Origin of the sequence: Paenibacillus sacheonensis (assembly GCF_009909195.1) — a bacterium.
GTDB classification, from domain to species: domain Bacteria; phylum Bacillota; class Bacilli; order Paenibacillales; family Paenibacillaceae; genus Paenibacillus_Z; species Paenibacillus_Z sacheonensis.
The window spans coordinates 1-16126 of sequence record NZ_JAAAMU010000034.1 but is presented as its reverse complement, the minus strand read 5'-3'; the positions used below and the strand labels follow the sequence as shown (position 1 = coordinate 16126).

Sequence of the window (16126 nt, the reverse complement as noted above, 5' to 3'; positions counted from 1 at the left end):
TGTGACCGAATGTAGAATGGACAAGAAACAGGTCTAACGTCCCGGTCAACTTCCCGCATGTAATCATTACAATCCATACTATGAGTCATCACGCGTACTTACGCTTGAAGATGCTGTGAACAAAACGCCAAAAGCAAAAGCCTCCAGCACCCGATTTCGGATCGGGGCTGGAGGCTTGGCGAATAGCAACAATCGCCGAGTTGAGCTGCGCTGCCTTACGACGTGTTGCTAACCCATGCTTATAAACAGATCGTTCACCAACGAGAAATGGCTGTTGATCCAGTCGAGCGCCGGCCCTGGCACGATGCCGAGCGCGACCGTAGCGGCCGCGCACAGCCATATCACGATGCCGCTCGTCGCGGGAACCTCCACGTCCGCCTCGTTCGTCGAACGCATGAACATTTGACGAATGAGACCGAAGTAGAAGTAATACGAGATGACGCTGCTCACGACCATGACTGCGGCAATCCAGTAGTCCTTGGACTGTACCGTGCCCAGCAGGATGAACAGTTTCCCGAAGAAACCGCCCGTCACCGGCAGGCCGGCCAAGGAGAGCATGAAGACGATCATGGCCGCCGCCGTCCACGGGGCCCGGTAATACAACCCCGCGAAGCCGCCTACATCCTCTTGGCTCGTGGATTTGGCAATGACGGCGTAGACGGTCAGCGCGCCGATCGTCATGAGCAGATACGCGGCCAGGTAGAAGATGAATTCGCCGACTCCCGAAGCGTGCATGCCTTTGATCGACAAGCCCAGCGGAACCAGCATATAGCCAGCATTGGCCACGCCAGAGAGCGCGAAGAGCCTCTTCACGTTATATTGCCGCAGCGCCATCGTCGAGCCGACGAGCATAGCCGCCGCTGCCAGGATCAGCAGCACGAGGAACACATCATCCGCTACCGGCTTGCCCGGCGAGGAGGAATAGAAGGCCAAGTTATATACGATGCGGAAAATAACGGCGAATGCAGCGCCCTTGGACACGACCGCAAGGAAAGCGGTGACCGGCGTCGGCGCGCCTTGGTACACGTCCGTCGACCAGTAATGGAACGGCGCAGCGGCGATTTTGATGCCGAGACCCGCAAGGATGAAGAAGAAGGCCACGTACAGAATAGCCGGAAAATCGATGGCGTGCGCTTTGAGACCTTCGCCGATGGCGCCCAAGTTCGTTGCGCCGGTAATGCCGTACAGATAAGACATGCCGAACAGGATCAGCGCGGAGGATATGCCGCCCGTGACGACGTATTTGAAAGCCGCCTCCGTGGACTGAACCGAATGCTTGCGGATGCCGACGAGCACGTAGGTGGTGATGCTCAACAGCTCAAGACCGATGTACAGCGTAATCATGTCGCCGGAGGAAGCCATGATCATCGCGCCGCATACGGCCGGCAGCAGCAAATAATAAAATTCGCCGCGGTCCGGAATGTCCGCCTTTCGCACCGTCCCCAGGCTCATGAGCACGATCAGCGCCGTAGCGACGAGGAAGATGATTTTCAGCAGACTGGAAAAGTAATCGATCCGATAGCTGTCCGCCATAATCCGAATGACGCCGGAGACGGCCTGCCCGTCTGCTCCGGCCTGCGGCGTCGCGCCCGCAAGCTCGGTCAAGCGCCAGATGACAAAGCCGAGCGAGGTCAGCAGGCCGGCCAGCGTCAGCCAGCCCGTCAAGGCGCGGCGCGGCAGGAACAGGTCCAGCACGGCCAGCACGATCATGAACGCGATCAGAATCCATTCCGGGGCGAGATAGGCCGCATCGCTCCAGGTGAGTGACTGCAATTGTTGTGCAGCGTCCATATTCCCTACCTCCCCGCCTTCTCAGATAGCTGCTGCAGCAGCGTGTCGAAGCCATGCTGCATCGGCTCCGTCAATACGGCCGGGTACACCCCGATCAATACGATAAACGCGAGCAGCGCGATCATCGGCACCGCTTCGACGAGCCGCACGTCCCGTACGGCCGCGAGCCGCTCGGGGACGGCCCCGAAGGTAATGCCGAGCACGCTGCGGAGGACATAGACCGCCGTCAGGATGACGCCGAGCACGGCAATGCCCGTGATGACGCGCATGGAATCGAACAAGCCCAGCAGCGACAGGAACTCCCCGATGAACCCGGACAAGCCCGGCAGTCCCAGCGAAGCCATCCCTGCCGTCAGCAGGACGCCGCTCAGGAACGGCATGCTCCGGGCAAGCCCGCCCAAATCCTTAAGCTCCGTCGAGCCCGTGCGTGCATAGATGCTGCCGACGATCAGGAAGAGCAGCGCCGAGATGAAGCCGTGCGAGACGAGTTGAATGATCGCTCCGTGAAGCCCGATCTCGTTGAGGGATGCGATCCCAAGCAGCACGATGCCCATATGGCTGATGGAAGAATAGGCCAGCACCAGCTTGAATTCCTTCTGCACCAGCGCAAGCACGGCGCCGTACAGAATGTTGATGACGCCCAATATCGCCAGTACCGTTGCCCAGTCATGCGTCTGCGAGGGAAACATGAACACCCCGAAGCGCAGCAGGCCGTAGGCTCCCATCTTGAGCAGTACGCCGGAGTGGATCATGACGACCGAGGGAGGTGCCTCCGCATGCACCTTCAGCATCCACGTATGGAAAGGGAAGATCGGCAGCTTGATGCCGAAGGCGATCAGTAGCAGCAGGAAGATCACCCAATGCATGCGATCGGACAGATAAAGCGGATTGTCCGCCCCCTGCGCCAGCTGAGGCATGTTGACGTAAGCGTCCTTGTCGGCGAGATTCGAGCCGATGACATCGTAGCTGCCGCTGTAGGACAAGTGCATTTGCTGCTGGTCGGGAAGCGGATCCGCCCGAAAGCCGGCAGTGGCGACCAGGAACACGAACGCCAGCAGCATGATCGCGGAACCGATGCCGTTATAGATCAAGAACTTGTTCGCCGCCTGCTCTCGGTTCATATAGCCCCAGATTCCGATTAAGAAGAACATCGGAATGAGCGTCATTTCGAAGAAGACGAAGAAGAGGAACACGTCCCTCGCCAGGAAAACGCCGATCATCCCGACCTCCAGCAGCAGGAACCAAATGTAGAACGATTTCCACCGCTTCTTGATATGCACCGATGCGAGCGCGGCCATGACGCCGACGATCGTCGTCAACAAGAGCAGCGGCATGGACAAACCATCCACGCCCATATGGTACTGCAATTCCAGCGTGTACGAGCTCACGTCGCCTACCGCTTCTTTATTGAGCGAGGTCGAGATCCAGGTTGCCGTTTCCTCGTAAGGCTTGCCGCCCTTGACGCCGTTATAGTCCGCGTACAGCCATAACGAGAGCAGGAGCGGAAGAAGCGTTGCCGTAATGGCGGTTACTTTGATCCAGCGGCTGCGCTGTTTCGGGAGAAACAGGAGCACCAGCAGGCCGAGCAGCGGCGAGAACGTAATCAGCGAGAGTATCGGAAGATCCGCGAGCATTACCAGAACCTCCTTAGTGCGACTGCCGCAATTAGAATGACGAGCGCGAACGCGGTGATAAGTCCGTAGGTTTGTACTTGGCCGTTCTGCATCCGCGTACCGCCCCTGCCGATCAGGAACGCCGCTCCGCCGGCCGCGCGCACGAGCCCGTCTACGACATAATCGTCAATGCCGTTCAGCAGGCCGCCAAGCGCGCGCAGCGGACGAACGATCGCAGCTTCGTACAGCTCGTCGATATAATATTTTCGTTCCAGTAAACGGACGAGCCAAGGGGCTCGCGACGAGACGAAATCGCGCGAGATCATGCCTTTGACGAATACGAGCCAGCCCATGTACAAGCCGAGCAGTCCGATTGCCGCGGAGATCACCATCACGAGACCGCCGCCGCCGTTCTCCTGCTCCGCGCCGTCGGTCAACCAATTCCCCAGCGTGTCGTTCCACGGCGTCTGCACGAAGCCGGCGACGACCGCCAGCACCGCGAGCACGATCAGCGGACCGGTCATGGACGGCGGCGACTCATGCGCATGGCGCTCTCCCTTGGGCTTGCCCATGAAGACGAGGAAGAAGAGCCGTGCCATATAGAAGGCGGTGAAGAACGCCGCCACGACGCCGATGACGAAGAGCGCCGGTTTCTCGTGATACGCGATATTCAGAATCATATCTTTGGACCAGAAACCCGAGAACGGCGGGATGCCGGACAGCGCCAGCGCCCCGATGCCGAACGTCCAGGCGGTAATTTTCATTTTGGAACCGAGCCCGCCCATCTCTTGAATGTTCTGCGTATGTACGGCATGGATGACGCTGCCCGCCCCCAGGAAGAGAAGCGCTTTGAAGAACGCATGCGTAAAGAGATGGAAAATCCCGCCCGTCATCGAATTCAATCCCAGGGCCATCATCATGTAGCCCAGTTGACTGACCGTCGAATACGCGAGTATGCGCTTGATGTCGTTCTGCGCGACCCCGATCGTTGCCGCGAAGATCGCGGTAAAACCGCCGATGTACGCCACGATGTCCATGGCCGTCTGCGAGGCTTGAAAAATATCGAACGTCCGCGCGACCAGGTAGACGCCTGCCGCGACCATCGTCGCCGCATGGATGAGCGCGCTGATCGGCGTCGGGCCTTCCATGGCGTCCGGCAGCCACACATGCAGCGGAAATTGGCCGGATTTGCCGACGGCGCCGATAAAGATCAGAATGGCGATCCACGTCGTCACGCTTGCGGCGATGACGCCGGTGCCGCCTTCGAACGCATTGCCGATCCGCACGAAATCGAGCGCGTGGTCCGGCATATACCAGTACAGCAGCAGAATGCCGAGCAGCAAGCCGGCATCGCCGATCCGCGTCACGATAAACGCCTTCTTGGCAGCCGCTCTCGCTTCCGGCTTGCTGAACCAGAAGCCGACGAGCAGGAACGAGCAGACGCCGACAAGCTCCCAGAATACATAGAGCGTCAGCATGTTGTCCGCGAGCACCAATCCCAGCATGGAGAAGGTGAATAGCGCCACATAGCTGTAGAAGACGGAAATCCGTTCGTCGCCTTTCATGTAGCCGGCCGAATAGACATTGACGAGGAAGCTGACCGCCGTGACCACGACGAGCATGAGCGCGGTCAGATTCGTCACTTCGAAGCCGGCCTTGAAAACGATGCTGCCCGTGTCGATCCACTTGACCGCATACTGATAATCATGCTGACCCTTCGTCATATGCTCGATCAGCACCAACAGCGAAAGCACGAAGCCCGCGAGCGAACTGACGGAACCGAGCAGGACGCCGATCATCCGGGACGAGCGGCCGAAGGCCAGCAGCAGCAGAAACGCCGCGAGCGGAAAGAGCGGAATGAGCCAGGCAGCCTGCGAAAAAGTCGTATCCATACGCGCTTACCTCCTCATCTCGTCGTAATCGTCCACGTTGACGGTACCGCGCGCCCGGTATAACGCGATCAGCACCGCGATGCCGACAGCCGCCTCGGCAGCCGCGACCGCAATGCTGAACAGCGTAAACATTTGCCCTGTCAGTGAAGGCACGACCCCGTATTTGGAGAACGCAACCAGATTCAAGTTGACCGCGTTCAGCATCAGTTCGATCGACAGCAGGACGATAACGGCATTGCGCTTCGTCAGGGCGCCGTACAGCCCGATGCAGAACAAGATTGCCGCCATGGTTAAATACGAGGATAACATTTAGTCCGCCTCCTTCTTCGCCAGCACGATCGCGCCGATAAACGCGACCGTCAGCAGCACGGACACCAGCTCGAACGGCACGACATAACCAGTAAACAGCTGCTGGCCGATGGCCATCGTATTGTCGACCGTTCCGTCCGGAACCGTCTGTGGCTCCGGAAAATCCGATTGGCGGATTGCATAGAAGAGGATGCCGAACAGCGCCAAAGCCCCGATCGCCGACAACGTATCGTTCAGCGTGCGCGGCCGTTCCGCTCCCGAGTCCTGATGCTTCGTCATCATGATGCCGAAGATCATCAGAATAGAGACGGCGCCGGCATAGATGAGCACCTGTACGAAAGCCAGAAACTCGGCGTCCAGCAAAATGAACATTCCCGCGACGCCGATGAAAACGGCTGCCAGCGAAACGACCATGTGCACGACTTTCGTAAAGCTGACCATCAGTACCGCGCCGCTGATAATCAAGACGGAGAATACGAAGAACGCGACGAACTCGCCGGTGAAATCGATATTGAACATGCGTTACTTCGCGCCTCCCTTGGCTGCAGCGGGCGCGCCGATATTGTTGTTGTCCTGGCGGACATGACGGTTGTTGTCGTCCAGCCATTTCATATCCTTGAACAAATCGTCGCGGCTGTAGGACGCCAGCTCGAAATTGCCCGTCATGACGATGGCTTCCGTCGGACAAACCTCCGTGCAGAGGTCGCACAGGATGCAGATTTCGAAGTTGATGTCGTACGTATCGATGACCTTGCCCTTTTTGTCGGGATCCGGATTCGCCTTGCCCGTGAGCGTGATGCATTCGGTCGGGCAGATGCGCACGCATTGGTTGCACACGATGCATTTGTCGGGCTCGAAATGCTGAATGCCGCGAAATCGGTCCGGCATGATAATCGGAACATCGGGATAGGAGGTCGTCACTTTCTTCTTGGTCATGGATTGCAGCGTGACGCCAAGCCCTTTTAAGAGACCTTTCATTCTTCGCCCTCCTCTAAGTTTTGGTGCGAAGCCTATGCCGGGGCCCCTGGCATAAAACAAAACTACTTCGAAAGCTTACGCTTCGTTTGGTGCGAAGCTCTTGTCAGGCTCCCGACAAGTAAAACAAAACTGCTTCGGAAGCCTATGCTAAGTTTTGGTGCGAAGCCTATGCCGGGGCTCCCGGCATAAAACAAAACTACTTCGAAAGCTTACGCTTCGTTTTGTGACGAAGCCGCCCCTATTTAATGAACAGCTCCATGTAAACCGCCGTCAGAAACACGTTCAGAATCGCCACCGGAAGCAGGACCTTCCAACCGAGCCCCATGAGCTGATCGATGCGGATCCGCGGCAGGGTCGCCCTGATCCAGAACAGGAAGAAGACGATCGACGTGAATTTGAGCAGGAACCATATGATTCCCGGCACCCAGTCCAGGAACGGGAACGGCGCATGCCAGCCTCCAAGGAAGAGCACCGTCGTCAGCGCGGCGATCGCGTACACGTACACGTACTCCGTCAGCATGAAGAACGCGAAACGGAATCCGCTGTATTCGACGTGATAGCCGGCGACAAGCTCCGACTCCGCTTCCGGCAAATCGAACGGCGTACGGTTCAGCTCCGACACCGCCGCGATAATGAAGACGACGAAGCCCAGAATCTGCGGCAGGAAGTTCCATTCCCAAAACCAGTCCCCCTGCTGCTCGCCGATGCCTCGCAGGTTCAGCGTGCCCGACAGCATGACGACGCCGACGACGGAGATGACGAGCGGCACCTCGTAGCTGATCATTTGCGCGGCGGAGCGCATGCCTCCGAGAAGCGCGTATTTGTTGTTCGACGACCAGCCGCCGAGGATGATCGCGATCGTCGAGATGCCCGACAACGCGACATAGTAGAGCAGTCCGACATTGATGTCGGCAAAATACAGCTTATTCGTATACGGAATGACCGCCAGCACGGCAAAGGCCGGTATATACGCAAGCGCCGGGGCCAGGATGAACAGCGCCCGGTCCGCCTTGCGGGGGATCGTATCCTCTTTGATCAGCAGCTTCGTAATATCGGCTACCGACTGCAGCAGCCCCCACGGTCCGACCCGGTTCGGACCGATCCGGTACTGCATCCAGCCGATGACTTTCCGTTCGAAGAAAATCGCGTACGTTACGAAACCGAGGACGATCATGAGAAGGATGACGCCCCACAGGAAGAACAAGAGCGCATGGCCCCAGGTCAAGGTTTCGTCAAGCCAGGCTCCCATTAGCAGTCGACCTCCCCGACGACAATATCGATGCCGCCTAGTATGGTAATGAGGTTCGTCATCGTCTCGCCGACGAGCAGCTTCGGCAGAATCTGCAGATTGACGAACGAAGGACGCCGGAATTTGAGGCGATACGGCTCCGCCTTGCCTTTGGATACGATATGGCAGCCGATCTCGCCGCGAGGCGATTCGATGCCGACATACAGCTCGCCTGCCGGCGGACGTATCACCCGCGGCACCTTGCCCATCACGTCGCCCGGACCCGGGAACTGCTCCAGCGCCTGCTTCAGAATGCGAAGCGACTGGCGGATTTCCTCGAGACGGATGTTGTACCGGTCATAGCAGTCGCCTACGCTTCCCAGCGGAACATCGAATTCGAATCGGTCGTACAAGCTGTACGGCTTGTTTTTGCGCAGATCCCAATTCACGCCGGTGGACCGCAGGTTCGCGCCCGACAAGCCGAAATTGACGGCAGTTGCCGCATCGTAACGCCCGACGCCCCTGATCCGGGCCAGGAAAATTTCATTGCCGCTGACAAGGTTGTGATACTCGTCCAGCTTGCTTTCCATGTAGGGAATAAAATCGCGCACCTGTTCGATCCAGCCCGGAGGAGCATCCCATTTGACGCCTCCCACGCGCATGTAATTGTACGTCAGCCTTGCGCCGCACAGCTCGTTGAACAAATTAATGATGATTTCCCGGTCGCGGAACGCGAACAGAAACGGGCTCATCGCGCCGATATCCAGCAAATACGTGCCCCACCAGACGAGATGGCTGGCGATACGCTGCAGCTCCATCACGATCAGCCGCATGAACTCCGCCCGTTCCGGCACCTCGAGGCCCATCATCTTCTCGACGGCGTGGCAGAGCACGTAGTTGGTCGTCATCGCGGATACGTAATCCATCCGGTCGGTATAGGGAATGATTTGGGTATAATTCAGATCTTCCGCAAGTTTCTCCGTCCCCCGGTGCAGGTAGCCCATGACCGGCGTCGCTTCCGTAATGACTTCGCCGTCAAGCTTGACGATAATGCGGAAAACGCCATGCGTGCTGGGATGCTGCGGGCCGACGTTAAGCAGCAGTTCTTCGGTTCGAATCACGGTCCGTCACACCTCCGAGTCGAGCGGTTCGTAATCTTTGCGCAGCGGGTAGCCGACCCAATTGTCCGGCATCATGATGCGCCGCAGGTCGGGATGGCCCGGGAAGTCGATGCCGAGGAGATCATAGATCTCGCGCTCGTTCCAATTGGCCGTCTCCCATACGCTGACGACGGACGGTACCGAAGGCGCTTCGCGGTCCGTCTTCACTTTGACGGCGATCTCCCGACCCGACTGCAGCGAGACAAGATGGTACACGACCTCCAGATGCGTCTCGTAGTCAACGCCGGACAGATTGCGCATGTAGTCCATCCGCAGCTTCGGGTGCGACTTCAGCAGCTCGGCTGCGGCAAGCAGCCGTTCGCCGCGCAGGATCAAGGTCGGCCGATGGCCGTCCAGCTCATTGATATACGCTTCTTCGATGGCATCCTCAGCCGTCAACGTACGAACGAGCTCGACAGCGAGATCCAGCTGCGGCTGCATCGGCGACGGTGGCTTCGGCTCCGGCGGGGCAGCCGCTTCGCCTTCTGCGGCTGCTTTGGCGGCCGCGCGAGCCGCGCGGGCTTCCGCCGCTGCCTTCAGCTTCGCTTCCTTCTCGGGGTCGACTGCAGTCGCATCCCCGCTTGAGGCGGACGCAGCCGGTGTGCGGGCGTCGGCTGCGGGAGCTCCGCCTTCGGCGGCTGCTTTGGCTGCCGCACGCGCCGCGCGGGCCTCCGCCGCGGCCTTCAGCTTCGCCTCGCGCTCGGGATCGACCGCGGGCGCATCCCCGCTCGGGGCAGGAGCTGCCGCAGACGGCGTGCCTCCGTCTGCTGTCGGCGCGCTGCCTTCAGCAGCGGCTTTGGCAGCCGCACGGGCTGCGCGGGCCTCCGCTGCCGCCTTCAGTTTCGCTTCCCGCTCGGGATCGGCCGCAGGCGCCTCGCCGCTTGGGGCGGGTGCTTCTGCGGATGGCGTGCCGGCATCCGCTGCGGATGCTTTGCCGCTTAAAGCGGGCTCTGCCGCGGAGGACGTACCGCCGTCGGCGTCATCCGTTCCAGCCGCCGGTGCATCCGGAATGCCTGCTTCCGATGCAGGTCCTCCGGGAGTTCCGGCGACAGCAGCAGGAGATTCCGAACTGCTGGAATCCGCAGCCGTCGACGCGTTCGAATCGGCGCCTGCTTCAGGCACAGAAGGTGTTCCGCTGACTGTTGCACGCGGTTCTGCGGCAGGCGGCGAAACGGGATCGGCAGAAGGATTAGCTCCTTCTTTAGCGGTCATCCCGGCCGCGCCGTCGGCTGCGGCTTCGCTGGACGGCGTCTCCGGTTCGGATGCTTCCGGTCCATTCGGCCGGCCGGAATCCTTCTCCTTCTCATCGCTCATCGGCTCGTCACCCGCTTCCCGGTCTTGGCTTCGTAGCGGATTTTCTCCTGCAGCTTATTGATGCCGTAGATGAGCGCGGCGGGATTAGGCGGACATCCAGGTATGTAAACATCGACGGGAACGATCTGATCGACGCCCTTCATGACGGCATACGATTTCACGTACGGCCCGCCCGCGGTCGCGCAGGAGCCCATCGCGATGACCCACTTGGGCTCGGGCATTTGGTCATAAAGCCGGCGCAGCAGCGGTCCCATCTTCTTCGTCACGGTGCCGGCGACGATCATGACGTCGGATTGCCGAGGCGACGTGCGGAACATGACGCCGAAACGGTCCAAATCGTAATGCGACGCGCCCGTGCCCATCATCTCGATGGCGCAGCAGGCCAGTCCGAACGTCAGCGGCCACAACGAATTGCTACGCGCCCAGGCCTTGAGCTGCTCCAGCGTGCCCATAAATACGTTGCGTTCCAGCTCTTGTCTCTCTTCAGGGGTAATCGACTCTAGATTGAATTCCATTTCAGCACCTTCTTCTTCCAGGCGTAGAGTAGTCCGATCAATAAAAGTCCCGTAAAGATCGCCATTTCGACAAGCACAAAAAGGCCGAGCTGCTTATACGCGACGGCCCACGGATATAGGAAAACGGTTTCGACATCAAAGACGACAAACATAAGCGCAAACAAGTAGTAGCGCACGTTGAACCGAACTTGCCCCTCCCCTACGGGCTCGTTCCCGCTCTCGTAAGTGGTTTTCTTCTCTTCGTTCGGCTTGTTCGGCCGAAGAAGCCGTCCGACGGTTAACGCGACGACCGGAAGCAAAATGCCGAGCAGAATGAAAATCGCTACGATAACGTAATTGTTGATGTACTTCTCCACAACTTTCGCCTCCATGGTTAGGGATCTACAGGGCGTTATACGTGCGGTGAACTTGGACAAAATTCCCTCACAATTATAACAAAACCTGCCACTTGCGTCTATGACCCAGTTGGATGCGCTTCCTTGACGCGTTTTCCAATTCCATCCAATGCATGTAAGTCTAGAATCGGCATGGTCTGAAATTTATATGCAGCCCGCGTCCAAATAAGATGCGGCAATTGTTTGAACAAATTAAAATGGGCATGAACAGCAGCCGGCGCCTGCCGCCTCCGCACGTCAAAAACCCCTATTCCGACGGAGGCGGAATAAGGGTTCGGAGACTTTCATGATGTTATTTCATTTACCCGGCACCCGGTTGCCTGGAAAACCGCCGCACGCCAGTACGCTGACGCTTTACTTGTTATTGCGTCGCTGCGCTATAAGGCTGCGTGCCGATCCCTGCGGTTCTGGTCATCGCCCGGCGGCTGCGCTTCCGCGGGGATGCTTGCGGCATCTGCCGAAGACTGGCCTGCTCCCGCCGCTGCCGCTTCCCTGTCTCTCGCCTGCGCCGCGGCCAAGATTTCGACCCTCTTCTGTCTGGCGATGAGGATGAAGACGAATACGTAATACAGCCAATAACAGACGAACTCTTCCAAGGACGGATCTTGCGAATAGCCCAGGAACGCTTTGAAGAAAACGCCGAGCTGCCCATGGAAGACGGGATGATGCCCGGTATCGCGAATATAGTTCGTTTCGTCGATCGGATGCTCCGGCAGCAGCCAGGTCAAATCGTACATCGCGGCAATTTCGCCGCCCGGCGTTTTGTAGACGCTCCCGATGACGCGCAGGTCCTGGAGCACGCCGACGGCCTGAACGAGCAGCCCGGCCGCGATCATAATGAGGAAGATGCTCGTCACTTTGAAGAACGTGCCGATTTGTACCTTTTTGCTGCCTTTGAAGACGATCAGCCCGAGCAGTCCCGCGGCCACGAGGCCCGCGAGCGCTCCCCAGCTTTGGATCGCCTGGGAGATATCGCCCGACGAGATCGCCGCGAAGAAGAATACGGTCTCCACCCCTTCGCGGAGCGTCACGAGGAACGAATGCACGATCATGTTCACGGCGCCGCCGGTCGTCAGAATGAGCGCCACCTTGTTCTGCAGCTTGCTTCGCATCTCCCGGTTCTGCTTGCTCATGAAGAGAATCATATGCGTCAGCAAGCCCGCCGAGACGATCAGGATGCCGATGCGCAAATAATCCTTGCTGCTCATGGTCGCGTAGCCGTCGAGGACGATTTGGAACAGCAGCGCGACGCCCAGACTGGCCACGACGGCCATGAAGACGCCGAGCCACACGAACTTGTTCCACTTGGACTGTCCGATACGGTTCAAATACGAGACGATGATGCCCACGATCAAGATCGCTTCGAACGCTTCGCGGAACGTGATGAGAAAAGCTTGCAAATTCATGACGCATTCCCACTCCTTAACCATGTTCATAACATGCGGCAACCCGCCCTGCATGGAGGGCGGGAAGCGAACGGCGCCGAAGAAGGCAGCCTATTTGATCACGATGACTTGACCTTGCTTGAAATAGATATGGTTGCCGGAAAGCTCGGCGATGGCGCGAAGCGGCAGGTACGTCACGTTGGAATTCACGACGACGGCCTGGTCCAGCTTGTAGTCGGCAATCGGTTCGCCGTTCTTCGTAACGGAATCGCTGCCGATGGTCAGCGCGAGCGTTACGCCATCCTTCGCGACTTTAGCGGTTTTGGTCGCATTGTCGAAGCTTACGGCGAATCCGAGCAGCTCCAGGTAACGCGTCGGAACGAGCGTGCGGCCGGATTTCTTGTCGATATAGGATGCCGTTACCGTCTGCGCGTTACCGTTAACGAGTGCCGATTGGTCGCCCGCTTTGAACGCAAGCCCGTCGATCGTCGCTGCGGATACGGCCATTTCGTAACCGATCGCGCGAACCTCATCGGCATTGCCGGCAGCGGATGCGGCCAAAATGCGGTCGTTCAGTTCCGGTGCGTAGGCAGTGCCGAGGAACGGCTCAAGGGCGCCGTAGAAACCCGCAAGCTCGCCGCCGGTGCCGGCTGCGCCCGCAGCGTCTTTCTTCTCGAGCTTCTCCAGCACTTCGATCGTATAAGCGCTGACTTTCGCGATATTGCAGCGAATTACGGCTTTCTCGATCGCGGCTGCATTGATCTTGGAAGCGTCGCCGGAAGCGAACGCGTTATAAATAACGTCTGCGTCAACCGCGTTGCCGCCATGCAGGTAGCCATACACGCTCATGAAGTTGAAGAAACCTTTGATGACTTCGGCCGGCTTCTCGGCAGCCGACAGCGTTTGGACGCTTTTCGCGGACGAGAGCGTCGCGAGCGAGAACACTTTGATCAACGTTTTATCCAGCAGCTGGCGATGCACGTTGAAGGAAGTGACGTCTTTCTTCTCGATATCCGATTTGAAGCCCGGAATGACCGTATCGGTCAAGAAAGCGGAGGACTTGGTTCCGAAGGCCGCGTCCGTGGCTTTGACCGTTGCATCCAGCGCGGTCGTATAAACGAGAGCCGTTTTATCGACGAAAGCTTGCGCGGTCGCTTGGTCGCCTGCGGTCAAGGCGGTTTTGCCGCCTACATTCAGCAGGTTCTTGACGAGGAAGTAGAAGTACCATTGCAAGCCTTTGTCGAGCGCCTGCGCGGTTTGTTCGTAGCTGAGCGAGCCGTCCGCGGCATGATCCAGAACGAACGTCAGGTTCTCGTTGATGACCGGATCGCCCGCTTTGATGCTGCCGTCCACGCCAAGCACGTTTTGCTTGAAGCCGGCATCGTATTTGGCGCGGATGTCCGCAATCGGTTTCTTCTGCTGCAGCAAGCCCAGCAGGTCGGTATAGGCTTGCAGCTGCGGCGCAACATCCGTGTTCACGGGCGCTTTCTGCGGCGCATCGTCAGCAAAAGCCGTTGCCGCGAAAGTAAGAACGGCGGTGGCCAGCATGGTGATCGTGATTAGAACGGACAGCGATTTCTTCACGCGTTTCATCGATCGACACTCCCGATAATGTAGTGGATTACGAGTACGAGCCTTGGTTCAAAAAAATCCTTTGCGGCGTGCCCAAAATACGGCACATCCGCCGATGACGACCACGCCGGCGATAACGCCGATCGTGACGGCCGGGTTCGTCTTGTCTTCGCGGTCCATGGCCGCATGCACTTTCGTCCCGTCGATCGTGTCCGGCTCGGCCGCTTGAACGGCCGCGTCCGTTGCGGCATCCGAAACGGACGAATTGTCGGCGTTGTCTGCCGTGTCGGCAGGCGCATTGCCTGCGGCCGGCTCGTTCGCCGCGGTGCCGCCGGCATCGGCCGGCCCTGCCGTATCGTCAGGAGCTGACGGCGGCGCATCCGCGCTTGCTTCTTCCGACGGTTTGTTGTCCGCCGGCGCATCGCCCGCTTGCGCGCCGTTACCCGCCGACGTGTCCGTTGGCGGCGCCGCGTTGTCCTTCGATGGCTCATCCTTCACGGCGTCAGGCGCATCGGCCTCGGTGCTGCCAGGCTTCGTCGCCGGCTTGGAGCCGCCGTCATTCGATCCGGCCGGCGGCTTAGCTGCCGTTCCGGCCCCCGCATCCGTCGCGCCCTTGCCGCCCCCAGTCGTCCCTGCCGCGGTTCCGCTGCCGGCCGAAGGCTTGGCTGGCGCTTTGTACGGCGTATACGGGAAGAGCGGCTTGAGCGTGCCGTAGATCTGATTGACGGCCGTCTTGAGCGCCGCCTCGTCCGAATCCTTCTTGCCTACGCCGAACAATCCGGGATTGCCGATCGCCTTAAGCGCAGCGTCGAAGTCGGCCGACAAACCGTCCTGCTTGGCTGCGGACAATTTGGATTCCGCATAAGGCGCCAGCGCCTCGTATGTAGCTCTTGCTTTGGCCAGCAGAAGCTTGGCCTTGGCATAATCGGCAATGCTTTGGACGGCGTTATCGAAGCGGCGGTCCAGGTTCATAATGAGCACTGCCTTGTAGTTGGCAATGGTCTCTGCCGCCTTGTGCTCCTTTAAGTCGGCATCCAGCGTTGCGGCAACCGGTTCGCCGAAATGCGCCGCGATTTCGGAACGCCGCTCCTTATGGGCGGCTAGCGCGCCGTCCCAATCGACAGGCGATTTGCCGACCGCGGATACGACCAGTTTAAAGGTTTCCGCTACATCCTCCGTATTGGCATCCCCGTAGGAATAGGCCCAGGCACCCGTCGGCGCGAGGGTAAGGAAAATCGCAAAGACCAGCATCGCGATCTTCGTGGTCATCATGCGCATGATTGTATTTCACCTTTCATGATTCATAATTGCTTGCAATTAGGGCGAGCTTTTTTCGATCGGCCCGTTAACAATGATAATCATTTTCAATTAGAGCGTCAATAGGTTTTTTTACTAATCATTTACTATTTCCACTCGGCGGGTGAAAACGAATACATATGCCGGCCACCTTTGTTCGGGTGGACCATGAGCGGCGTCTAGTCCGACGGCGAATTGCGCCACCGGTACAGCGTGATTCGGTCGTAGACCGGCTCGAACAACGAATTGCTCCGATAGACCGCAATGGGCTCCACATGATCGGCAAGCGGGCCGGCCTGCTCTTCGAAGCCCCGCAGCACATGATCCGTTAGCAGGATCGTCGCCCCAGGGTCCGCCTGTACGTCCGCTAGAAAATACGCGTACGTCTCGATGCGCCGGTTCGTTACGGGCGTATGCAGGTACTGCAGCACGCGCGTTTCTTCCCAGTCGTACACGACCATCCGGCGATCCGGCTTCTCCGCCGCCATCTGCCGCAGCCCCTGATCGAGCTGGTAGACGGCCGGCAGCTCGTCTGCCTGCTTCGCGACCAGGCCGCCTCCCTGCGCGGCCTGCAGCGCGATCACGCCGGCGGCTGCCAGCGCGCCGGCGAATCGCAGCGCGCAGCGCATGCGCTCGCCGCGCGCATGCGCGCCCGCGCCGGGGTCTGCCGGCTCGGGC

At 59.1% G+C, this 16126-nt stretch carries 14 protein-coding genes and 1 pseudogene; all 15 read right to left on the bottom strand.

The features are described from left to right. Nucleotides 1–228: 228 nt before the first annotated feature. Complete coding sequence (locus GT003_RS31435) at nucleotides 229–1791, bottom strand: NADH-quinone oxidoreductase subunit N (protein WP_161705533.1); 1563 nt, start codon at nucleotides 1789–1791, stop codon at nucleotides 229–231. Between the two features lie 5 nt (nucleotides 1792–1796). After that, on the bottom strand, nucleotides 1797–3425 hold the full coding sequence (locus tag GT003_RS31430; RefSeq protein WP_161705531.1) for a complex I subunit 4 family protein: 1629 nt from the start codon (nucleotides 3423–3425) through the stop codon (nucleotides 1797–1799). Beyond that, a complete protein-coding gene (nuoL, locus tag GT003_RS31425) occupies nucleotides 3425–5296 on the bottom strand; it encodes an NADH-quinone oxidoreductase subunit L (protein WP_161705529.1) in 1872 nt (623 codons plus the stop codon). The genes GT003_RS31430 and nuoL overlap by 1 nt, the downstream gene beginning before the upstream one ends. A 6-nt stretch (nucleotides 5297–5302) precedes the next feature. Beyond that, on the bottom strand, nucleotides 5303–5605 hold the full coding sequence (nuoK, locus tag GT003_RS31420) for an NADH-quinone oxidoreductase subunit NuoK (RefSeq protein WP_161705525.1): 303 nt from the start codon (nucleotides 5603–5605) through the stop codon (nucleotides 5303–5305). After that, nucleotides 5606–6124, bottom strand: a complete 519-nt coding sequence (locus GT003_RS31415; RefSeq protein WP_161705523.1) for an NADH-quinone oxidoreductase subunit J — start codon at nucleotides 6122–6124, stop codon at nucleotides 5606–5608. A gap of 3 nt (nucleotides 6125–6127) precedes the next feature. Further along, a complete protein-coding gene (gene nuoI / locus GT003_RS31410; RefSeq protein ID WP_161705521.1) occupies nucleotides 6128–6583 on the bottom strand; it encodes an NADH-quinone oxidoreductase subunit NuoI in 456 nt (151 codons plus the stop codon). A gap of 238 nt (nucleotides 6584–6821) precedes the next feature. Next, nucleotides 6822–7832, bottom strand: a complete 1011-nt coding sequence (gene nuoH / locus GT003_RS31405; RefSeq protein WP_161705519.1) for an NADH-quinone oxidoreductase subunit NuoH — start codon at nucleotides 7830–7832, stop codon at nucleotides 6822–6824. After that, nucleotides 7832–8932: an NADH-quinone oxidoreductase subunit D gene (locus tag GT003_RS31400; RefSeq protein ID WP_161705517.1), complete on the bottom strand. Its 1101-nt coding sequence runs from the start codon at nucleotides 8930–8932 to the stop codon at nucleotides 7832–7834. The genes nuoH and GT003_RS31400 overlap by 1 nt, the downstream gene beginning before the upstream one ends. A 6-nt stretch (nucleotides 8933–8938) precedes the next feature. Next, complete coding sequence (locus tag GT003_RS31395; protein ID WP_239565910.1) at nucleotides 8939–10285, bottom strand: NADH-quinone oxidoreductase subunit C; 1347 nt, start codon at nucleotides 10283–10285, stop codon at nucleotides 8939–8941. Continuing rightward, entirely contained in the window at nucleotides 10282–10800 is a 519-nt protein-coding gene (locus tag GT003_RS31390; protein ID WP_090642552.1) for a NuoB/complex I 20 kDa subunit family protein, read from the bottom strand. The genes GT003_RS31395 and GT003_RS31390 overlap by 4 nt, the downstream gene beginning before the upstream one ends. After that, nucleotides 10785–11171 carry an NADH-quinone oxidoreductase subunit A gene (locus tag GT003_RS31385; protein ID WP_161705514.1) on the bottom strand — a complete coding sequence of 129 codons (387 nt, stop codon included), beginning with the start codon at nucleotides 11169–11171 and terminating at the stop codon, nucleotides 10785–10787. Before GT003_RS31385 ends, GT003_RS31390 begins: the two co-directional genes overlap by 16 nt. Before the next feature lie 401 nt (nucleotides 11172–11572). After that, complete coding sequence (locus tag GT003_RS31380) at nucleotides 11573–12601, bottom strand: FTR1 family iron permease (protein ID WP_161705497.1); 1029 nt, start codon at nucleotides 12599–12601, stop codon at nucleotides 11573–11575. A gap of 90 nt (nucleotides 12602–12691) precedes the next feature. Beyond that, nucleotides 12692–14173, bottom strand: a complete 1482-nt coding sequence (locus tag GT003_RS31375) for a copper amine oxidase N-terminal domain-containing protein (RefSeq protein ID WP_161705495.1) — start codon at nucleotides 14171–14173, stop codon at nucleotides 12692–12694. A gap of 48 nt (nucleotides 14174–14221) precedes the next feature. Beyond that, nucleotides 14222–15430, bottom strand: coding sequence for a hypothetical protein (locus tag GT003_RS31370; RefSeq protein ID WP_161705493.1), 1209 nt, complete (start codon nucleotides 15428–15430; stop codon nucleotides 14222–14224). Nucleotides 15431–15627: 197 nt separating this feature from the next. Then, nucleotides 15628–16126 (bottom strand): annotated as a pseudogene (locus GT003_RS31365) (hypothetical protein); the annotation flags it as partial.